The sequence below is a fragment of the Shewanella sp. 30m-14 genome (assembly GCF_052977125.1).
Window position 1 is genome coordinate 1 of sequence record NZ_JBRILW010000031.1, and the last position, 20796, is coordinate 20796.

The following is a 20796-nucleotide window of genomic DNA, read 5'->3' on the forward strand; positions in this document are numbered from 1 at the left end:
TTTTAAAGTTATCCATAACCACAAATGAAGAGAATACGATGAATGCAATTAGATCATATTTTTACTTAGATTGGTATAATTCTTTAAAAAGAGATAGTCCGCCCCAGTTTAGCTAAAACTAGGCGCTCGTGAGCATGTGGCTATCACTGTACTTACCCTCAAGCATAAAGATAAAAGCTTCATATTTCGATGAGGCTTTTTCCGTTTAGGCGCTACGATAAGCTACAGCAGTTGTTTATTTTATTAACCTTAACACTTAGACGTTATTGCTCAGTTTATTATTGATTTTCGATGCGCTTTTTAAACGCTTTACGTGTTGCTTCATCGGCCTGTCTATACCAAAAATCAAGCATTTGACCGACATTTATCTGATTATTAGGCTGAGCGGCTGTAGCTGTAGCTGTAGCGGTTGTAGGACTAGATGCCTGCGCTGCAATTATCGCTGGGGTTACGGCTTGCACTGTTGCCTCTGGGGGGGCTTGTAGCTTAAGAGAGGCGCTTTGCTGAGTCAGATTGTACGCTGCCATCTCTGTTTTATAGTCACGACCTAGTTGTAAGCCGTCTTTAATTAACTTTCCTTGCTCGAAATTAATCACTTGTTTATTAGCATCTTCCAATGAGATTTGTGGTGATTGGTTGAACTTATCAGCAGCACTATTAGAGCGAATTCTTGGTAAGGTTAACGAAAGCTCAGCATTCGTTTCATCGAACTTAATGATGATTACGTCAGATTGAAACTGAGTTTGGGAACCTTGCTGTTGATAGCGTCCCTGATAGCGAAACGCAATCTGATTCGTGCCATTGTCTAGTTTAAGTGTTTCATGGCCACTAGTTTCTATACCATTGACGAGGACGAGTTCTGAATTAGATGGCATAGACAAGGTCACATCAGCCAATGCTGACGAACTTAACAATAAAACAGAACTACAAGCTGCGGCATAATAACGATTCATCTGGGATCCTAATATGGTGTAATGTCTTCTTTATAGCAGAATGATGTTAAAGTTGCATAGTAAGATGATTTTATTACTGACTTACGTCGTAATGCTTGGATATTAGTAACAGTTTATCTTGTTATATGCGGGTATAATTGCCCTAAACACCGCAGAGGGGAAGCAAGTGCTCACTAAAATTTTAATCACCTTACTTATCATTGCTGGCGCGATGGTTTATATCCGTAAACCGAGAGAAAAAGGTGTCCGAGCGAGTACAAAAGAGTTAGGCAAGAACATGAAACTTCGGCTTGGTGCTTATGTGCTCGTCAGCTTATCTCTCACTGCGTCAGCTGCCTATTGGTATTGGGATTGGAGTGATGGTAATAAAGTTGTCAGTGTAACGATAGTGTCACCTATGAGTGAGGAAACCGTAGTTTATCAAGTTAGAAAGAAGGATATTGCTAGCAATGAGTTAACAACTGTTAACGGAATTCGCATTAGATTGTCCAATCAGGAAAGAATTATCGTTGCTAATACGGTAAATAAGTAATATTTGTGCACTTTATTATGCTTTGCCCTTTGTAATATGACGTTATAGGTTAGAATAGCCCAAATTTTTTGTTCAGAATATTTGCTATAAGCGTTTAAAGGAGGAGCTATGATTACAGCCTATGCCTATGAGGATCGTAAACTTACGATTATTGAATTGAGCATCAAGGATAGTATCCCTCCCAGTATTATTTGGCTGGACCTATATAAACCCGATGAACATGAAAGAGAATGGTTAAGCCATTTTTCTGTTGAAGATGTGCCGGATGAAGAGGATATCAATGAGATTGAGGCTTCTGCGCGTTTTTATCAGAATAATGATGGATTACACATCAACTCTTTGTTTCCACAGCGTGCAGGGCAAGATGTTAAAGGCGTAAACGTCTCTTTTAACTTACGCAAAAACTTTTTACTGACAATCCGTGACGAAGATGTGGGACTTATCCGCTTGCTGCGTAACTACCTGAGACTGGGTAAAATCGACGCAACTACACCTGAAACTCTCTTGCTAGAGCTATTTAATCTTAAAGTCGATTATCTTTCAGACCTGATTGAGGACGTATATACCGTACTTGAAAACGTCAGTGAAGAGGTGTTTAAGAATGAAGAGCTTGATGATGTGTTTAAGCTGATCACCCGCCAAGAAGATTCAAACGGCAAAATTCGATTAAGTTTGCTCGATACCCAACGTTCGTTAAGGTTTATGCAGAAGCATTATCGTGGCCAATTGACCGATGATGAGTTAAAAGATCTGCGTGAGATGCTGTCAGATATTGAGTCTTTGATGCCTCATAGTCAGTTTATTTTCGACAAGCTGAACTTCTTACTCGATGCCGCTATGGGTTTTAGTGGTTTGCAGCAAAACAAGATCATTAAGATCTTTTCTGTTGCCGCCGTGGTATTTTTACCGCCAACAGTGATAGCAAGCTCCTACGGCATGAACTTTGTAAATATGCCTGAGCTTGACTGGAAATTGGGCTACCCAATGGCGATTGCAATGATGTTTGGTAGTGCTGCGGGAACCTATTTTTTCTTTAAACGAAAAGGTTGGCTATAGTTTACTCTGCAATAGCTAGCAACCACGCTATTGAAGAAAGAAAGAAAGAAAGAAAGAAAGAAAGAAAGAAAGAAAGCTCGCAATCGCGAGCTTTTTTGTGCCGATGTCACATACCCATGGCATGTTGTTTACGGTCGCGATTAACCTTTCTAGTCTTTTTTACCCTTTTTAGTCTTTTGCTGAAAGGGGACCACATCCGCTTTATTTTGAAAGAACAGTTCAGGTTGAGAATACACCTGATTTAATAGCGCAAGTTTTTTAAACATCAGCTCGCTAACGACTTGGCAACGTTGATAAGGACTGTTGCAGAGCGCTAAGCGTTTGTCTAAGTGATCAAGCAAACAGGTGAGATTGGCTTGGTTCGCTTTACTGCTTTGGGCGATGGTTTCTTTGCAAAGGTGTTTTTGTAGTGCATCTAGTTTTTTTGGGGCATTTTCTGCAAGCCATAATAATCGGTCAAAACTTGGAAGTTTAGTCATAATAACTTCCTCCAGCGTGATAACTCATTCTATAAAACTAGTCAGTTAGCGCTAATTGGGCAAGAAACCTGCAATATGCAGGCTATTTTAAGCGCGTGGTTATACCAGTCATTAATCCCCATTTTTGTTAGATATATATCTGTGCGGGGCGGTTTTACGTCGAGTTACAACGAAAGAGAATTATTTTTCAGTGTATTACGCAAAGATATCGCCCTAGCTTGCAGGAATGTTAATTCCCACTGAAAGGGCTGATATTTATTGGACTAATATTACTTTTCTGCACCAAAGAAGTAGCTGATCTTCTCCCTAGGGTTTAGGTACTTAATCACTTTTTCCGGAAGCGCTGCAACAGGTAAGCATCGGACGATGCTTAAGCCCTCATTGGCCAGGTCGACAATAGGTGCTTGCTCTTTGGGTACGGTGGGATCATATACCAACACCCGTGGTAACAGTAGTTGGCTTAAGTTGACCGACATCACCATGGCAAACTGACCCGAGGCTAGCTCAACAATACTGCCAGGCGGATAAATACCGAGCATCTTGACTAAGCGACTAATCACTTGCTGATTCAGCTGTGACTGATAGTTTTTATACAGATAACCGAGGGCTGAATAAGGCGTCTTGGCTTTTTTACTGCGGTCAGAGTGACATAAATTATCGTAGGTATTTATGGCACAAACCAACTGACTTAGCTTATCTAAATCTGTTTCTTTTTTACCTTTAGGTACACCCGAACCGTCTAAAAACTCGTGATGGTTTAAGATGATAGGCAATGCTTCTTTAGGAAAGTTATCTGCGGCAATTAATAACTCAGCGCCCATTGCTGGGTGTTGATTAAAATATATCTGTTCTGCATGAGTAAAAGGCGTGGCCTTTCGCAGCAGTTGAGTCGGAACCTTGAGTTTGCCTATATCATGAAATAGTGCGCCCATTCCGACGAGCTCAATGTCTTTTCGGCTCCAAGCTAACTCTTTGGCAATGAGCATGGACAGTACGGCCACATTCAGCGAGTGATAATAGATCCCTTCATCACTTTTGGCGTCAGACATCAAATGAAGTACTAGCTTATCGTCAGTGAGTAATTGATTAACAACACCATGAATGAGCTCTTTAGCTTCATTGACCGCATCAAGCGGGCGATTACGCAGTTTACCGATGAGGCTTCTCATCATGGCAACGTTGCGGGTGAAGTGTTTTTCAGTCTTCTGTAAATGGCGTCTTAACGATTGCTGGGCTTCGATGCTTTTGGCTTTTTGTTGATTTAGCTCGCCAGATAAGCGCTCAAGGTTATTGTCAAGAATGCTTGTCGCTTGTTTAGCTTCAATGCAGGAAAGCGGTTGGGTGTCGCTACGCTCCGGGCGAAGGTAAACAAACTCTATACCAAGATTTTTAATCAATTCAATCTGAGCTTGTTGTTTTATTTTGAAGCTATTGAATATGAAAGGGTGATCTTTCCACGCAATCGGTAACTGAACAAAGTTACCGATCTGCAACTGTGCTACTGCGACTTTACAACTATTCGTCATGGGTATTTTATCGAACGTATCCTAATTTGCTATTTTAACTCAAGTTATATAATTTACAATTACTTAACTGATAAATTTACACATATTGCTAAACAGAGAAACTTAAAATGGACTTCATTGAAATATACCCAAATGCGATCCCTGATGACTTTTGCGATGAGTTGATAAGCAAGTTTGATACGCACTCAGGAGTAAGGGCTGGCCGAACTGGTGGTGGAGTTGATGAATCAAAAAAACGCAGTTTCGATCTTATGCTCGACTCCCATGAAGACTTAGCGCCGCTGAAGAATAAACTGCTCGGTTATACGCTATCTTATGCAACCCAATACTTTGACAAGTATGCGATGGCGCTAATGGGCGCCGTCGCCGTGAATGTTGCCGACGAACAAGGTCAGTCTGTCACGTTAACCCCAGAGAACTATGAGCGCTATGGCAAGAGTCGTGCGGAGGCCATCATTAAGTATTTGTACCGCAGTGGCAGTATCAATATTCAAAAGTATCTACAAGCTAAAGGTGGTTACCCCCACTGGCATTCAGAGCAGTTCCCCCAAGTAAGTCATAACGAAGCCTTACACCGTGTGGTTCTGTATATGTTTTATTTGAATGATGTTGAGGAGGGCGGAGAGACAGAGTTTTATTATCAGAATAAGCTGATTAAACCCAAGAAAGGCACTATGGTCATCGCCCCTGCAGGCTTTACTCATTCTCATCGGGGAAACATTCCCAAGAGTCACGATAAGTATATCGCGACCTCTTGGATCATGTTTAATCGCGCCGAACAACTCTATAGCGCTGGCTGATATCTAGATAGGGATCGAGATCCTAAAACAGGCGCCTTCGAGCTTGGATGTTTCGATACTTAGGCGTCCGCCATAGCTAATGACAATCTCATTACACACCGCAAGGCCTATGCCTTGACCGGGCTTTTGAGTATCGGCGCGCACACCTCGCTCAATAATATTCTGACGAATACTCTCTTCAACACCCGGACCATCATCTTCAACCACTAACTCAAACTCACCAGCATCGTTATAGTACGATGACACTTTTACTGTTGAAATACATAGCTTAAAGGCATTTTCCATCAAGTTACCGCAAAGTTCCATTAAGTCGCCTTTATCACCTGGGAACACATGTTCAATAGGAATAGCGGCTTCAAATTGAACTTGTTTGTCGCGGTACACTTTAAATAGCATCTGCGCCAATTGGTTAACCAAGGGGGCAATTTGGGTCTGCTCTTGTTTAAGGCCTTTACGGCCTAACATGGCACGCTTCAATTGATATTTAACCAATTGATCCATTTGGCTGACTTGCTCCATAATCTTCTCGCTGCAAGCCTCTTTATCAAGAGTACGATCATCGGTAATCGCATGTACTGCAGCTAACCGTGTCTTAAGGCTGTGAGCTAAGTCGTTCATTGCATTTTGGTATCGCTGTTGCTGGGCGCTCGATTGCACTAACAGTTGGTTTAGCGCTTGGGTCACTCCCTCTAGCTCTACTGGGTAGCCATCTGACAACGATTTAGCTTTACCATTGTTGATCGAGTTCAACTCATTTCTAAGCCTGACTAAAGGTCGCATTCCCCAATAGGCAGCACTGATCAAAAGCACTAATGCAAGCGCGAGTACGAAGGCTAAGCGAACATAGGTTAGGCGACTAAACTTACTGTATTCCTTTTCAATTTTCTCAGCATCTTTTAATACCAATAGATTGTATTTGTTACTGGCAATATCGAGTGATAATAAGTAGACAAAGTAACCTTTATTATCGGCTAAGGATAAGTAATAGGGCGGAGAGGTGTCTCTTATTTCGTTAAAGCGCTCGCAGGTATCAAATAGGCCACGATCGACCGCTAATGATGAAGTCCATACTTGATTGAAGGTACTATCACAGCTGGCGATAATATATCGTTGAGTTGCGCTATTTTCTTCGAGCCATTCGTCGCTGTTGTCAGGAATAAGGTCATGTTCCCTCAGTTCTGCGGCGACATTGGGGATCTCTGCAATAAGCTGCGCGGTCTCTTCGTTGTAACTATTTTGCGCGTGGAGGATATTAACCATCCACGCTAAGCCAAAGCCTACTAGCGCAATAATTGATAACGATGTGAGAAACATCCGCGTGAGCAGACGTTTCTTAGGTTTGAATCCTAACTGCATGGTAGGTTGAATTTATAGCCCTGACCACGAATGGTAACAATGGGATTTTCGAGGCCATCTTTAGTGAGCTTTTTACGAAGACGGCTAACCATCACTTCGATTGTGTTTGGATCACCTTCTTTGTCACCGTAAATCACATCGAGTAAACGCTGCTTAGCGACGACTTCATGACAGTGGCGCATCAGATACTCAAGAATAAGGTATTCAAACGCGGTCACTTCCATAGGCTGACTGTTAAGGCTGACTTGCTTTGCTGCCAGGTCGATTTCTAGTGGTCCGCTAGTTATCTGTGGTTTGACAAAGCCTGCGCTGCGGCGAACCAGGGCATCGAGGCGTGCCACTAACTCTTCTTTTTGAAACGGTTTCACCAAGTAGTCATCGGCGCCAGCATTTAAGCCTTCAACCTTGTCTTGCCAATTCACACGAGCAGTAAGAATGAGAACGGGGGCTTTAAGGCCATTATCGCGCAGACTTTGAATTAGGCTGATCCCGTCTTGATCGGGTAAGCCTAGGTCGATAATAGCCACATCGATAGGATAATTTGTTGCTTGGTAAAATCCCTCTTTCGCTGTTAATGCTACTTGCACTTGATTACCTAACTCACTCAGTTGCACTTTGAGGTGGTGAGACAAGATAGGGTCATCTTCAACAACTAATATTCGCATAGTCACAATATCCTTGAATTCAATACTGATTAGTTTACGCAGAATTATGCTTACTGCCAACTAGGTGTTTCTTAGTAGAACAAGCTTACGCTTTATATACTTAACCAAGGCTGAACTTAGTGATGCACCTGGTTTGGATGTTGTTTATTTGAACTAAAGAATGATATTTGCCTATAAAATACAAAAAATACCGAATTAGACGTTATTTTGTGTCGTTTTTTCTGGGTTTATTGCTGCTTTTTCGTTAAGGTTACGTGAAAATTTACCCGCAAAAGGATTAAAATATGTCGCTTGTAAGGCGATTTACAGTGCTAGTGCTACTGTTATTAACGCCAAGTGTGATGGCGACTACGTTTACGTTTACAGCTATTCCAGATGAAGATGAACGTCAATTACGGACTCGCTTTGATAAAATAGCCACATACCTTGAAGAAAAGCTCGGTGTTGAAGTTAAATATATCCCAGTAAAGTCTTATTCTGCAGCGGTAACGGCTTTTCGTAACAATCAAGTGCAACTGGCTTGGTTTGGCGGACTGTCTGGTGTACAAGCTAGGCGTTTAGTGCCGGGTTCTGAGGCAATTGCTCAAGGCTACGAAGATCAGTTTTTTAAGAGCTACTTTATTGCCCATGCATCAACAGAAATTGTACCTAGCGACAACTTTCCAAACTTAAACGGTTACACCTTCACCTTTGGTTCAAAAAACTCGACCTCTGGCCGCTTAATGCCACAATTTTTTATCGAGCGAAACTTAGGTAAAAACAGTAAAGATGTGTTCAAGCGCATAGGTTACTCAGGTGATCACAGCCGCACAATTACTCAGGTTCAAGCGGGGGTCTATCAAGTTGGAGCTGTTAATTACAAGGTATGGGAAACCGCATTAGCCAACGGCAAAGTGGATCTTAATAAAGTGAATGTGATTTGGGAAAGTCCAGCTTACCCTGATTATCAGTGGACGATTCGCGGTGACGTTGATAAAGAGTTTGGCCCAGGCTTTGCTGCAAAAGTGGAGTCGGCGCTCATTGGCATGACCGATCCTCATCTGTTAAAAAGCTTTCCTCGCCAGTCATTTGTCCCGGCTGAGAATCAAGATTATGAGCCGATAGAAGATGTGGCTAAAGCAATAGGGCTGATAGACTAACCTCATGTTAGCGCTAAAAGATGTCGTTATTCAGTTTGGCGATAAAGTGGTTGTAGATCTTGAGAGCTTAGTCATCAGCAAAGGTGAAAAAATTGCCATTATTGGTCGTTCCGGTAGTGGCAAGTCGACCTTGATAAATCATATTTATGAACGATTACGGTCAAGCTCGGCGCTATGTTCACAGCGACAAGGTTTAGTTGAGAATTTAAGTGTGTTTCATAATATTTTTATGGGGGCACTTAATCGCCATCGCTGGTATTACAATCTATTGAACCTTGCTTATCCATTGCACCAGCCGTTAAAAGAGGTTAACCAAATTGCCACCGAACTGGAACTGGACTGCTCACTAACGAGTCCAGTTTCAACCTTGTCGGGTGGGCAAAGGCAGCGTGTGGCACTGGCGCGCGCCTTATATCAACATCAAACATTATTTATTGGTGATGAGCCTTTTTCTGCGCTCGATCCTGTTATGGGGCAACGCTTGTTAAGCCATGTTTTAGCCTGCCACAGTACGGTGGTAATGGTTTTGCACGACATGGATATGGCCTTGACCCATTTTGACCGTGTTATCGGTTTAAAAGAGGGCAGAAAAGTACTCGATGTGTCTGCAAGTTCTCTGGATGTCGATACGCTAGAAGATTTTTATCAAGATAAGTTAGCTACAGACTCTGCTGCGCACGCTTTATTTAACCGTCATTCAGCTAACAGTTCAGCTAACAGTTCAGGTAACAGTTCAGCTTGTACAAGCGCTTCGCTACAAAGCGACGCTAAACATCTTTAGTTTGCGCTCCCACAATCGCTCGAGGTTTAGTCTGTTTACCTTTGTTGGTTACTGGCAAAAAGTGACCTTGCTGCTATGGCTGATAACCTTTATCTGTTTTTATGCCGCGGATACCGAAATTATTGCCCTAGATCCGTGGGCAGAACTGTTATTGATTGCTAAAGGTATTGCCGCGCCGGATTTCTTTGCCACTGAATATCTACTCGATGCGTTATGGCAGACCGTGAGTTTTGCACTGCTAGGCATATTCTTAGCGCTGGTGTGGGGCGCGCCCGTATCCCTTATCTACCACAAGCCTTATATTGCCGCCATGTGTGCGTTTGTTCGCTCTATTCATGAGATTTTCTGGGCACTGCTGTTTTTACAGATTTTTGGTTTATCACCATTGACCGGTATTCTTGCTATAGCATTGCCATACGGGGCAACCTTTGCCCGGGTCTTTAGTGATATTTTGCAGCAAGCTCCCACCACAACCTTGCAAACTTTCCCCAATCAGACTGACCGAATTAGCCGATACTTTTATGGTCGAGTTGCACATGTTTTAGTGCCGATTCGAGCCTATGTACGTTATCGGTTTGAGTGTGCATTGAGAAGTAGCGCAGTGTTAGGTTTTGTCGGTATGCCGACCTTAGGTTTTTATCTTGAATCAGCATTTCGCCAAGGTCATTATCATCAAGGCGCTGCTTTACTAATGCTATTTATTGCCTTGATAGGCACTATTCCATATTGGGGGCGTATAAAATTACTGCCGATTTATTTTATAGTCGCAATATGGGCATTGCCAACCATACCTCATGTTGATGGTGGGCTTATTTGGCGTTTTCTAAGCCAAGATATTTTGCCGCCCATGTTTCAAGACTCTTCGCTGCAAAGTCATGCATATCAAAGTGGCGCGATTTCAGGCATGGCGTTACTGAGCCAATTTGTTGATTGGTTAAGCAGGTTACTCAGTGAGCAAGCATTACCCGGTGTGATAGCAACGCTATTACTCGCTTTAGCTGCACTGGGCATGAGCCACCTGTTTGCGCTAATAGGGAGCGCGGTGAGTGACAAACGCTTAAGTGGACGCTTTATCGCTAATATTAACCGGCTGGGATTATTGGTACTGCGTTCTGTACCAGAATATATATTTGCCTTCGTGTTTATGCTTTTGCTAGGGCCGTCAATGTTGCCAGCGATACTCGCTTTGGCAATTCATAACGGTGCGCTTATTGCGTACTTAACCATTCGGCACGCGGACGATGTCACGGTATCGGCCCATTTTAATGGCAGGCTCGATGGTTACGGCTATGAAGTGCTGCCTGCAATATACCCCAACATGATAGCGTTATTGTTTTATCGTTTTGAGGTGATATTAAGAGAAACCGCCATTTTAGGCATGTTAGGCATCGCCACATTGGGGTTTTATATCGACAGTAATTTTGAAGAGATCCGCTATAACGGCGCATTAGTGCTGATGTGTGTAACTGCTTTGGTCAATATAGTGGTTGATATCTTGAGTCGGCGTATTTTGTACAATAAAAACAAAACGCAGCTAGGGTGTGCTCATTAACAATAAAGCGTTGTAGGAGCTAGCTGCGTTTTTGATAGATCTGTTAACTAAAGATGTTACGTTGCTTGCGTTTTTCGATGATGCCATTACCACACCAAGCCGCTAAAAGCGTAAAGGCAATAACACCCGCCATAATGGCACTCAGGCGATACCAAGGCGCGTCAGCCAATATTCGGGTTTGAATGTATTCAAAGCTACTAACTCCCCACACTAAAAATGCCGATACGACTAAACCCACTTGCAGTAATCGAGTCGCCCAATGGGTTTTAATAAACAGCAATAATGGACTTAGGGCAAAAGCAATACACGCCTCATTTTGGCCAAAGCGTAAAAAGTGTGCGCCGATAAGAAGATAAGCTAAACAGATAAGAAGGATCCGCCACCACATGAGACTCTACCTTTGAAATGATACTTGTGGTGTAGAGCTTACGTGAAAGTATAAGCGGTATTCTATAGGCGGCTTCACAATAATGACATTTAACCAGATTAGAAACACTGAAGCCAAGCATCAGACAGAAGCATCAGATAATACACATCGCATCAGAGCTGTACCTTATTCATACTGAGCCATCTACCACTACAACTTATCGCGGATACTTGCGAAAAACTTTGAGTTTACCAACTCACTTTTGGACATAAGCTATTCACCACGGCGAATATGGCGAAGCCATGTGCTAATAAGCGAAAGCTAGGGATAGCGAACTGGCCGTTAAACACGGATATTATTGGAACACGGAGCGCTACGCTACACGAAGAAAAGCAACAGCTAGAACAAAAGCAACAGTAAAAGGCTCGTCATCAAACATTTTAATCTTTTGCTCTACGATCTTCTCCGTGACCTCCGTGAAAGCGAAGCGCTTCGTGGTGAGATTCGTGCTTTGAAAGAGTTATGCCTGTTCTAGATTTTCTGTTTCATTAGATTTATAGCCTGTTGCGGAATGTGCGAACACTTCAGTGACTCGGCGCGGCTTTTGATTTCGTAAGAAGTGTCCCTATAGCCTCTACGACAGCTTCCCTGCTGTCGAAGGTCACTGCCGTATTCACATCTCAGCATTCATCTCTCCGAATTAGCTACTTCAGATGTTACAAACTCATTTCTGGACAAAAATCATTTAGTGCTTAGGCTCTCAACTATACGGTTCACATTATCATTACTAATGACTATCTTAGGAAAGCAGGATTATTTTCACTAAGAGATAGATGGATCGCAGTTCATTACCCTAACCAGAGAATTTAGGTTAGGCGTTCTAGATGAACCGCCCTGTGCGGAGCCGCATGCAGGGTGGTGTGGGGGCTGGAGGTTAGAGACCTCCGACTACCCGATTAGGGCTAGTTAATTCTGTACTTTTTCCCGTCTTTTTGAATATAAACAGGTTTACTCGCAGTTTTAGCAATATCATAAAGATTAACGTAATCTTCTTCTCGAAAAGATTCAGGAATAAAGGCTAAATAAACAGACAAATTGCCATAAAAGATTATTTTACCGCAACAGGCTCCTGAATAATCTAAAGGACCTATGGCCCATTGAAACACCTCTGGATTTTCACCTTGAATATCAGTATTGGCAATTTCTTTCTGCATTTGCTCTACTGCAAACTCTCTATAACCAGCTCTGCCACGATCATTAATTGGGACATACACTACTTCGCATATCACTTTACCTTTGAAGCGTTCGCCAAGCTTATGAAAATACAAGCCTCTACCAATGAGTTCAAAACAATCATGTAACCGCTTAAGATCAGGTTTACCCCAAGCAACTTCGAGAACATCTCCATTTTCTAATTTATGAGATTTGATCTCTGAAGTTTTTAATACTTTCTTAAGTAATCGACCACCGCTTCGTCGAATAGCACGATCAACTTTAGTAAATTTATGCAATATTCCTATATCATTACAACCAATTATTCCAGCTAAACTAGCAAGTAAAAACTCATCATCATCAGACTTTTTACCGTTATGTTGATCACAGCTTGGAACTGTAATTAAATCTTTTCTTAGATTTTTCCCTAATTCTGTAGGAAAAAGGCATTTGGGAGGGACATGCTCACGACTAGTAGCAGCACTATTACATGCATAACAAGATTCTAAATTTTTACTCAACACTATACCTCTAGCCCTAACAGCTTATTCATTAGTCGCTCGATAACGTTCTCGGTAACTCGTTAATTTTTTTGAACAAATTATCACTGCTAAGGTATTGCTGTAAATAGATGTAGTCTAATTTTAGACTACATAAATTGCCTTATTGTCTGCGGAGAAAGAGAGCCTAGGGTGTTCAATGGGTCCGTGTATCACTTTTTGACATTTGTCATAAGTCTGATTTTTATAGGTTTTACAAAATGTTAAAAATTATCGATGTCCTAGCAGGACAGTTTTTGGCATCTTTATTTGCGCCATAAGCGGTGTTTTTGCTCACGTTTAGTTATACCTGTATAAATATCTAGCTTTATTTCAGACTACATGAGAATACGTAATCCACGTTTAACTTAAAGTTAACCAACTTTGGGGCATTTCCAAGTTGTAAGCCGAACAATTAAAGCCCAAATGTAAGTACCAATTATCCGGTGTAGATGCGGTTGAGGCCGTCGAAAACAGGGACGTTTTCGTTGAGCTCACAAGGACGTGCTCGCAGCGAGCCTCAGCAGTATCTGCACATTCCCCCGCTGGAGGCGATTGATAACTACGAAGCAACAAGTTCAAAAACTCTACTTGATAACACCAACCCAAAAATAAATGTAATCAATCTTCATTTGAAGGCTAACTCACTTTGGGGCATTTCCGTGTTAGACAACAAACCACTACGGCCTAATAAATACACCAATTATCCGGTGTAGATCCGTCCATGATATGGACGTCATGGCCGAGCTTCCAAGGATGGACTTGTTGCGTGTCACGGCAGTATCTGCACATAAGGTCGTTCCTTCACATCTGCCCCATAGGGATATGGGAAATGTCATTATGATGTAGGGAACATCATTGACCATGTGATCACGACATTCGGACGTCCTGTCCAGCACCCGCTGCAGGCGATTGGTAACGGTGAAGTGACAATTGAGAACTCGCTTCCCCGTAGCAACTACTCAAAAAATGTAATCAACCTTCATTCGAAGGGCAACCAACTTTGGGGCATTTTCAAGTTAGACATCAAACCACGACTTCCCAAATGAAGGCGCCAATTATCCAACGTTGATACGGCTGCAACCGATGAAAACATGGCTGCTCTATGTCATCTATGTCATCTATGTCATCCATGTCACCGCGGCATTTGTGAATCCATTCACATCAGATGTTTTCTTAAGCCTACCTGGACCTACTAGGGGCGAGCCTCAGCAGTATCTGCACATAAGGTCACTCCTTCACATCTGACCCTTAGGAATATGGGAAATGTCATTATGATGTAGGGAACATCATTGACCATGCGATCACGACATTCGGACATCCTGTCCAGCACTCGCTGTATTCGATTTGCTAGTGTGATGCCACGAGTCCCGAGATAATCATCAGTGCTACGCCAATAAATACAAGCCCGGTAACGAGATTAATTAGTGGGCTGGCCTGTTTCATTTTAAGCTGAATAGTGGGCTTGGACAGTACTACCGCAATCAAACTAAACCAGATAAAGGATAAAGAAAACAATAGTAAAGCGGCCATACTCTTAGTTGCGAAACTGACCTGTGGGGTGATCAGAGTAGAGAATAGCGTGATGAAAAACACCAGAGCCTTGGGGTTTAAAATATTGGTATAGAGCCCTTGCATAAAGCCTTTATAAGGGGTTATTCCTCGCCCTTGCGTGGCTGTTTCAATCGATACAGGATCTTTCCAGTGCAGCCATGCAGCTTTTATCGCGCCCATGCCCATCCAGGCTAAATAGCTAGCGCCAGCCAACTGAACAAGGGTGAATAAAAGGGCAGAGCTTTGAATGATAAGGCTAACCCCCGTTAAACTGAGTAGGGTGTGCCCGAGAATCGCGACCGCTATGCCAAGCGCCGAGGCAACAGCTGCAGCGCGAGACTCTTGAGTGGCAAGGCGAACCACTAAAGCAAAATCAGGCCCTGGGCTTGCTAGCGCAATGAGATGGATGAATGACAGTGATATAAGTAATTGAAGTTCCATCTGATGCCTAGGTAATTATTTGATTTACTGCTGATTAACAGCAACATAGCTATTGAGTAAATGCCAAGAAGCTTAATTTAAAACAGCCGTGAGTTTAGAAATAATAAATTAACACGATTGTGAGTAATCAGCCCGTGAATAATCGCAACAATTGGCCCATAATAGACACCGATTTTATGCCAACACTATTGGAGCGCAGAACGTGAAAGGACAGATCTTAAGAGAAATGAAAGTGCTTAAGGCTATTGATCCCGCTTTTGAAATACAAAGACGGGTTGCATTTATTAAGTCAAAGCTTAAGCAGTCCAGTACCTCTTCTTTAGTTTTGGGGATCAGTGGTGGTGTCGATTCTTCATTGGCTGGTCGCTTGTGTCAGCTTGCTATTGATGAGCTGAACGCTGACTCAGAGACTAACCAATACCAGTTCATTGCAGTTCGTTTACCTTACGATGTACAAAAGGATGAAGATGAAGCGCAATTGGCTTGTCAGTTTATTCAACCTTCAAAGCAAGTTACGCTGAATGTAAAACTTGGCGTTGATGGTGTTCATAGTGAAACGCTGGCTGCCGTTGAAGCCGCGGGTATTAGCTTACCAGAAGATGATAAAATTGATTTTGTGAAAGGCAACGTGAAGGCAAGAATGCGCATGGTTGCTCAATACGAGATCGCGGGTTTAGTCGGTGGTTTAGTGGTTGGTACCGATCACAGTGCTGAAAATATAACCGGGTTTTATACTAAGTGGGGCGATGGAGCCTGTGATTTAGCGCCTTTATTTGGCCTAAATAAGCGTCAAGTTCGCCAGCTAGCTGCATGCTTAGGTGCACCTGAACAGCTGGTGGTTAAAGCGCCAACGGCTGATCTGGAAGAGGGCAAACCGCAATTAGAAGATGAAGTCGCACTGGGTTTAACCTATGATCAAATTGATGACTTTTTAGAGGGTAAAGAAGTCAGCCACTTCGTTAATGATAAGCTAGTTGGTATATACCGCGCGACTCAACACAAGCGTGAGCCAATTCCAACAATTTATGACTAGGGTCAAAGCGGCTGAGTAGCGGCTTGGGTTGCGTTAGATGCTAAATTTTATGAGCAAATAATGTGATTTATAAATTTTGATATTAACCCAATGACTTGATTAACAACAAAGGCGCCTAGGCGCCTTTGTTGTTTGTACTTGCCTAGAAAATATGTTGTTCTGTATTACAACATCGAGTATTGGCATGACTTTAAGAAACCGCTTTAAGCAACAGTTTTATACAATAGCTTTAAAAAATGGCTTTAAGTAATAGCGTTAAGCTTTATCTTTAAGCGGCATCGTTAAACCATAGCGTTAAGCGCTAACCTTAAGCAAACGAGCTCAGAGGTTGGCTTAGAGATTAGCTTAGTGCGGGCAAGTTTAATCTGGCCCTTAACTTATCTATTTGCAGGTTCGGAAATTGACGATAATCAAGATAAGGGCACAGATAGATGGCTTGATTAAGGTGCCTGCTGATATAAGTTGTTGTGGGATCTACTGGATTAAATTGTTGTTCAGATAATGACAATGCGTGAGCGCTTTGCTGGCCACAAACAATGTGAAGTGTGGCGCCTGGCGTTAACTTGGTGGCACCGATGCAGATAGATTCGTTGTGTTTTAATAATTGTGTATCGCGATAGTGTTTCCACTGTTTATCGGTCACTGAAATTTTAGCCATTATGGTAAATATTTTACGCCAATGATTGCCATTAGCGTCGATAAGTTGCGCGATTGCATCGCTTGAGTGGTAATGCCAGTCATCAATGATTGCTGGTGGAGTGGGTAAGTAAAAGCAGGTGCTCGCGGTGAGTTCGCCGATGAGGTAATTATTTTTATTCAATGTAAGCCCTTATCTTTACCAGTTCGTATTAAAAACGTGTACGTTATCTTTTATTATATTGCCTGTTTAGGATGAATAGCGACGCTTATGAAAGCCATTATTATTGGATCAACAAAACATCTTGCCTTTGCTTTGTTTTATGCATCTTTAGGCACTAGCATTGCGTTAATTGCTATGGCCGTATGGTTTTTAAATTCCCGTCCCGATCTGTCACTTTGGCATACTACCGACTTAACCTCTGAATATCGCGTAAACAGCAACCTTAATAGCTTTGAAGAATATCTGGAGCTTGAAGATAAACTGTTCGCTGAGCTAGAAAGTAAAGTGTATCAGCAGCCTGTCGACCCACAGTCCTTCGATATCATTAATCGTTATGTGAGAGGCAGTTATTCGGATCCTGGCCACTGGGAGCAAGATTGGAATCGCAGCTATGAGTGGCCCAAAGCTGATGCCGAATACGGCGTGTTGCTACTGCACGGCATGTCTGATTCTCCGTACGCCATGTCACACTTCGGCAAGCATTATAAAAATAAGGCTCATGTTTTAGGGCTTAGGTTACCAGGCCATGGCACTTTACCCTCAGCACTCACCAATATCTACTGGCAAGACATGGCTGGAGCTGTAGCGCTGGCTACCCAGCATATGAAAACAGCGTTGGGGGACAAACCCCTCTACTTAGTTGGTTTTTCCACAGGGGCAGCGCTCGCGCTAAACTATGAATTAGAGCGCTTAGCGACGAAAAAACTAGCTGATTACTCGGCGATGATTTTTCTTTCTCCTGCAATCGGTTTACCTCCTGTTGCCGCAGGGGCTAAATGGCAAGCAAGGCTAGGTACTGTGCTGGGGCTAGATAAACTGAGCTGGAACAGTATTCAAGCTGAATACGATCCGTTTAAGTATGGTTCTTTTGCGGTTAACGCTGGGGATGTTGTTTATCAACTTTCAATGCGTAATCAACAGCTGATAAAGCAGCTCGGGCAGACGGGATTAAATGCTTTATCTCCCATTTTGACCTTTCAGTCACTGACTGATGATACCGTGGATACAAGCGCTGTGATAAGTGCACTCTATAGCCAGCTACCTGATGCAGGCCATGAATTGGTGCTATTTGATATTAACCGTACGCAAGTCAATTTAAGCCTGATTCTAAATGATCCGTTACAACCTTATCGACAGATGATGACCGATGGAGAATTCAATTATGATTTTACCTTAATTGAAAACCAGAGCCTTGATAGTCGTGCAATTCAAAGCCGTAGTATCAATGACGCTAGTGTCATACCGCTGTCATTAAGCTGGCCTAAGCAAGTTTATTCACTGTCACACGTAGCATTACCGTTTCCTATGAGCGATGGCTTGTATGGCCCTGTTTGGGATGCTGACAAGCAACATATTCAGATAGGCTCAGGTGCTTCTCGAGGAGAGAAAGGGGTGCTCAGTGTTCCGGCTAGCGAGATCATGAGACAGAAATGGAATCCATTTTATCCCTATATACTCAGTAAAATGGACGAGACGATTATCCCCTAATTGTCAGGGAGATCTTTATCTTCTAAGGTCGTGAACACTAATTGGTTTCGACCGGCTTCTTTGGCTTGATATAGGTTGAGATCAGCTTGTTTAACCCAGTCTTCCAGTGATGTACTAAAGGTACCATTACCAATAACTGCTCCGATACTGGTGGTGACTTGAAACGTTTGCTTAGCATCGATGACTAGACTTTCAAGTTTCTGTCTAAATCGTTCCAAGTGATGTTCAATTTTTAGTGCATTACACAGTGGCATGATCAACAGAAACTCTTCGCCGCCATACCGAACAATAATATCTGAATCGCGTTTAAACTCTTGTTTTAGCAACTTGGCAATGCGTTTAAGGGTGAGATCGCCTCCGTCATGACCATAGGTATCGTTAATAAACTTGAACTTATCAAGGTCTAGCAATGCGATTGCAATGACTTCATCGCTTCGTTGGCAAAGCTCTTGAATCGCTGGAAACTTATCTTCTGCATAGCGGCGGTTATATAAGCCCGTTAGTGGGTCTTTTTCTGCCAGCGCTTTTAACTTGCTATTGGCGTGCTCAAGCTCCAGGGTCCGTATTGCTACTTTCTCCTCTAGCTCTAGTTGATAACCAATAAGCTGACTCTTACTTTGCTGTAGACGTTTAAATAGCGAATAAACCTCCTGAGGAGACTCTTCGTTTACAGCATATTCGACATTATTACCTTCAAGGCTAGTGCTGAACTTATTGGCGATATTTTCTAAAGGCAGAGTCAGGCGCGCACTGATCACTCGTGAAATATAAATAGTGATCAATAATGAAATAAGCAGTATTGCAAACGTGGCTAAGTACATGCTTTCGACCAATTCTACCAATGGCCTAAAAGGATTCAGTACAAATAATTGCCAATCATTACTGAGCGTCACACTGGCATAAACATACTCAGGCGCCTTATTGTCGCCGTGGCTGATATTAAGCATTGGGAGAGAGGTAATATAGTTTTCGCTAGGTTGTGAGAAGCTAAACTCGCTCAAGGGCGCTATATCGAGTCCATCTGAGGCGTAAATCACTTTTCTATTTTTATCGATGAGCACAATGGACTGGTGCTGTGAATCAGTGTTGAATTTATCAACCTTTTTAAATTCATTTAAATTGAGTGAACCTTCGATAATACCTATCGGTTGATGAGGGTTGTTGGCTGGGTAAATGGGCGAGCTAATCGCTACAATAGGATCATTACCAAAGCCTTTACCTAAAAACGGTGGTGAAATATAAGCGCGTTGGTTTATATAAGATTCGATAAAATAGTTTCTGTCACGGATGCTAAATTTTTGAGGATTAACAGTGCCATTGGTAAGCAAGGACGCGGGGCTAGCGGCAATGACGTTGCCTTCGTCATTGGCGAGCAACATAGTAATGAATCCAGAGTAATTATTATGTAGCTCAGACAGTAATATTTGTTCTTCTGTCTTACTGTGTTTATTTAGGCTGAGCCAAGCAGCTGCATTGGTAATCGCTCTTGTATGCGAATCAAGATAGGCTTGCGTTGATAAAGCCAGGTGGTTGGCTGAGCTTTTAATATTGCTATATAGCAAGCGTTGTTGGCGTTCAATAAATTGGTTATTAAACAGTAAGGCTGACAATAGCAAAGCGATAGTGATGACGAGGGTAAAAGTATAGGTGAGTTGTGCATTGAACGTTCGACGCTGCTTGTCCTTTACTTTGTATGAAAAGTACCAGAAAGAGGGCGTTAAGATGATCAGCAAAGAGCCGATACAAGCATAAACCAGACCATTAATTCCCTGTTTTAAAATGACGAATGCAATATGACTGCTAGGCAAGTCGGAAAATAAAAAGATATAAAGGTAGAAGAGCGGCATACCGATAAATAGCCAAAAGCTAAAGCTGGCATATAAGGCGTAAATATCTTTTCTTCTAGCTAAACCTAAGCAGAGCGCTTCAACGCCGAATAAGACGTAAACGTGAGGGCTGTCCCAGGCAATCATTAAGCCGGTGACGGTAATGATTGCGGTATAAAGTGCATACCAAGGGCCCAGCAATACTGCGACAATAACGTAGGAAACGTTGCCAAGGATCAGTTGAATGTTAGCAAATAAGTGTATCGGGTATAGGTTGATGATTAAGCCGATTACGCCTAACGAAGTGGCTAACAATAATTTGTTTTTTTCTATTTTCCCCAAAAATATGCGCCTTAGTTAGGGTGGAAGTTTTTGTTTTGTCTTGGCAGTTTACAATCTATTAACTTTATAGCTAGATATCAACTTTTAACCAAATATCAGAGACTGAGTGTGCAAAAAGTAGTCAGCAAGGTCAACTTGTTTGACTGAGGCTTTCTTATTGGGAACTATCAGGTTTAAAAGAAAAATATTTAAATTTGATGATATGTCAGACCTCGCTCACATCCTTTACAAGTCATCGAGGAGTCATTCAGCTTTTGTTCAATTTGATGGCTAGATTTAAGTTTCAGTTAAGGTTA

Annotated in this window: 18 protein-coding genes; 8 read left to right on the forward strand and 10 right to left on the reverse strand. The window is 42.3% G+C overall.

What is annotated here, in order from left to right; translation table 11 throughout:
- Positions 1–278: 278 nt before the first annotated feature.
- Positions 279–953 carry a DUF2057 domain-containing protein gene (locus ACVBIU_RS18050; protein ID WP_447164475.1) on the reverse strand — a complete coding sequence of 225 codons (675 nt, stop codon included), beginning with the start codon at positions 951–953 and terminating at the stop codon, positions 279–281.
- 166 nt (positions 954–1119) lie between these two features.
- Between ACVBIU_RS18050 and ACVBIU_RS18055 the strand changes: the two genes are divergently transcribed.
- Together ACVBIU_RS18055 and corA are read left to right on the forward strand one after the other, a co-directional pair.
- Positions 1120–1485: a hypothetical protein gene (locus tag ACVBIU_RS18055; RefSeq protein ID WP_447162653.1), complete on the forward strand. Its 366-nt coding sequence runs from the start codon at positions 1120–1122 to the stop codon at positions 1483–1485.
- Positions 1486–1593: 108 nt separating this feature from the next.
- Positions 1594–2541 carry a magnesium/cobalt transporter CorA gene (gene corA / locus ACVBIU_RS18060; protein WP_447162654.1) on the forward strand — a complete coding sequence of 316 codons (948 nt, stop codon included), beginning with the start codon at positions 1594–1596 and terminating at the stop codon, positions 2539–2541.
- Positions 2542–2690: 149 nt separating this feature from the next.
- Here corA and ACVBIU_RS18065 read toward each other — a convergent pair whose 3' ends face one another.
- Both ACVBIU_RS18065 and ACVBIU_RS18070 read right to left on the reverse strand, forming a co-directional pair.
- Positions 2691–3020: a DUF3135 domain-containing protein gene (locus ACVBIU_RS18065; RefSeq protein ID WP_447164476.1), complete on the reverse strand. Its 330-nt coding sequence runs from the start codon at positions 3018–3020 to the stop codon at positions 2691–2693.
- A 269-nt stretch (positions 3021–3289) separates the two neighbouring features.
- A complete protein-coding gene (locus ACVBIU_RS18070) occupies positions 3290–4546 on the reverse strand; it encodes an HD-GYP domain-containing protein (RefSeq protein ID WP_447164477.1) in 1257 nt (418 codons plus the stop codon).
- A gap of 107 nt (positions 4547–4653) precedes the next feature.
- Between ACVBIU_RS18070 and ACVBIU_RS18075 the strand changes: the two genes are divergently transcribed.
- Complete coding sequence (locus ACVBIU_RS18075) at positions 4654–5346, forward strand: 2OG-Fe(II) oxygenase (RefSeq protein ID WP_447162657.1); 693 nt, start codon at positions 4654–4656, stop codon at positions 5344–5346.
- Between the two features lie 3 nt (positions 5347–5349).
- Here ACVBIU_RS18075 and ACVBIU_RS18080 read toward each other — a convergent pair whose 3' ends face one another.
- Both ACVBIU_RS18080 and ACVBIU_RS18085 read right to left on the reverse strand, forming a co-directional pair.
- Entirely contained in the window at positions 5350–6702 is a 1353-nt protein-coding gene (locus tag ACVBIU_RS18080) for an ATP-binding protein (protein ID WP_447162658.1), read from the reverse strand.
- The gene (locus ACVBIU_RS18085; protein WP_447162659.1) at positions 6693–7367 is read right to left on the reverse strand and encodes a response regulator; all 675 of its coding nucleotides are present in this window, start codon (positions 7365–7367) and stop codon (positions 6693–6695) included. The genes ACVBIU_RS18080 and ACVBIU_RS18085 overlap by 10 nt, the downstream gene beginning before the upstream one ends.
- 284 nt (positions 7368–7651) lie before the next feature.
- Here ACVBIU_RS18085 and ACVBIU_RS18090 point away from each other — a divergent pair, with 284 nt between their 5' ends.
- Genes ACVBIU_RS18090 through ACVBIU_RS18100 form a run of 3 tightly spaced genes read left to right on the forward strand, consistent with a single transcriptional unit; the run spans position 7652 to position 10839 of the window.
- Positions 7652–8506, forward strand: coding sequence for a putative selenate ABC transporter substrate-binding protein (locus ACVBIU_RS18090; protein WP_447162660.1), 855 nt, complete (start codon positions 7652–7654; stop codon positions 8504–8506).
- A gap of 4 nt (positions 8507–8510) precedes the next feature.
- Positions 8511–9287, forward strand: a complete 777-nt coding sequence (locus ACVBIU_RS18095) for an ATP-binding cassette domain-containing protein (protein ID WP_447164478.1) — start codon at positions 8511–8513, stop codon at positions 9285–9287.
- Position 9288: 1 nt separating this feature from the next.
- Entirely contained in the window at positions 9289–10839 is a 1551-nt protein-coding gene (locus ACVBIU_RS18100; RefSeq protein WP_447164479.1) for a PhnE/PtxC family ABC transporter permease, read from the forward strand.
- Between the two features lie 43 nt (positions 10840–10882).
- On the opposite strand, the gene ACVBIU_RS18105 is transcribed toward ACVBIU_RS18100, so the two are convergent.
- The 3 genes from ACVBIU_RS18105 to ACVBIU_RS18115 all read right to left on the reverse strand — a co-directional run bounded on the left by ACVBIU_RS18105 (position 10883) and on the right by ACVBIU_RS18115 (position 14952).
- Positions 10883–11227: a hypothetical protein gene (locus ACVBIU_RS18105; protein WP_447162663.1), complete on the reverse strand. Its 345-nt coding sequence runs from the start codon at positions 11225–11227 to the stop codon at positions 10883–10885.
- A gap of 941 nt (positions 11228–12168) precedes the next feature.
- Positions 12169–12939, reverse strand: coding sequence for a hypothetical protein (locus ACVBIU_RS18110; RefSeq protein ID WP_447164480.1), 771 nt, complete (start codon positions 12937–12939; stop codon positions 12169–12171).
- A 1368-nt stretch (positions 12940–14307) separates the two neighbouring features.
- Positions 14308–14952, reverse strand: coding sequence for a LysE family translocator (locus tag ACVBIU_RS18115; protein ID WP_447162199.1), 645 nt, complete (start codon positions 14950–14952; stop codon positions 14308–14310).
- A 202-nt stretch (positions 14953–15154) separates the two neighbouring features.
- Between ACVBIU_RS18115 and nadE the strand changes: the two genes are divergently transcribed.
- On the forward strand, positions 15155–15985 hold the full coding sequence (gene nadE / locus ACVBIU_RS18120) for an ammonia-dependent NAD(+) synthetase (protein WP_447162200.1): 831 nt from the start codon (positions 15155–15157) through the stop codon (positions 15983–15985).
- A gap of 340 nt (positions 15986–16325) precedes the next feature.
- Here nadE and ACVBIU_RS18125 read toward each other — a convergent pair whose 3' ends face one another.
- Positions 16326–16805: a DUF6942 family protein gene (locus ACVBIU_RS18125; protein WP_447162201.1), complete on the reverse strand. Its 480-nt coding sequence runs from the start codon at positions 16803–16805 to the stop codon at positions 16326–16328.
- Positions 16806–16892: 87 nt separating this feature from the next.
- Here ACVBIU_RS18125 and ACVBIU_RS18130 point away from each other — a divergent pair, with 87 nt between their 5' ends.
- Entirely contained in the window at positions 16893–18332 is a 1440-nt protein-coding gene (locus ACVBIU_RS18130) for an alpha/beta hydrolase (protein ID WP_447164481.1), read from the forward strand.
- Here the strand turns inward: ACVBIU_RS18130 and ACVBIU_RS18135 are convergent.
- Positions 18329–20500: a sensor domain-containing diguanylate cyclase gene (locus tag ACVBIU_RS18135; RefSeq protein WP_447164482.1), complete on the reverse strand. Its 2172-nt coding sequence runs from the start codon at positions 20498–20500 to the stop codon at positions 18329–18331. The two genes, ACVBIU_RS18130 and ACVBIU_RS18135, sit on opposite strands and share 4 nt — an antisense overlap.
- Positions 20501–20796: the final 296 nt, after the last annotated feature.

Excerpts from the sequence above, each read along its gene's own strand:
- ACVBIU_RS18050 (WP_447164475.1), bottom strand. The coding sequence starts at position 953 with ATGAATCGTTATTATGCCGCAGCTTGTAGTTCTGTTTTATTGTTAAGT.
- corA (WP_447162654.1), top strand. The coding sequence starts at position 1,594 with ATGATTACAGCCTATGCCTATGAGGATCGTAAACTTACGATTATTGAA.
- ACVBIU_RS18065 (WP_447164476.1), bottom strand. The coding sequence starts at position 3,020 with ATGACTAAACTTCCAAGTTTTGACCGATTATTATGGCTTGCAGAAAAT.
- ACVBIU_RS18070 (WP_447164477.1), bottom strand. The coding sequence starts at position 4,546 with ATGACGAATAGTTGTAAAGTCGCAGTAGCACAGTTGCAGATCGGTAAC.
- ACVBIU_RS18075 (WP_447162657.1), top strand. The coding sequence starts at position 4,654 with ATGGACTTCATTGAAATATACCCAAATGCGATCCCTGATGACTTTTGC.
- ACVBIU_RS18080 (WP_447162658.1), bottom strand. The coding sequence starts at position 6,702 with ATGCAGTTAGGATTCAAACCTAAGAAACGTCTGCTCACGCGGATGTTT.
- ACVBIU_RS18085 (WP_447162659.1), bottom strand. The coding sequence starts at position 7,367 with ATGCGAATATTAGTTGTTGAAGATGACCCTATCTTGTCTCACCACCTC.
- ACVBIU_RS18090 (WP_447162660.1), top strand. The coding sequence starts at position 7,652 with ATGTCGCTTGTAAGGCGATTTACAGTGCTAGTGCTACTGTTATTAACG.
- ACVBIU_RS18095 (WP_447164478.1), top strand. The coding sequence starts at position 8,511 with ATGTTAGCGCTAAAAGATGTCGTTATTCAGTTTGGCGATAAAGTGGTT.
- ACVBIU_RS18105 (WP_447162663.1), bottom strand. The coding sequence starts at position 11,227 with ATGTGGTGGCGGATCCTTCTTATCTGTTTAGCTTATCTTCTTATCGGC.
- ACVBIU_RS18115 (WP_447162199.1), bottom strand. The coding sequence starts at position 14,952 with ATGGAACTTCAATTACTTATATCACTGTCATTCATCCATCTCATTGCG.
- ACVBIU_RS18130 (WP_447164481.1), top strand. The coding sequence starts at position 16,893 with ATGAAAGCCATTATTATTGGATCAACAAAACATCTTGCCTTTGCTTTG.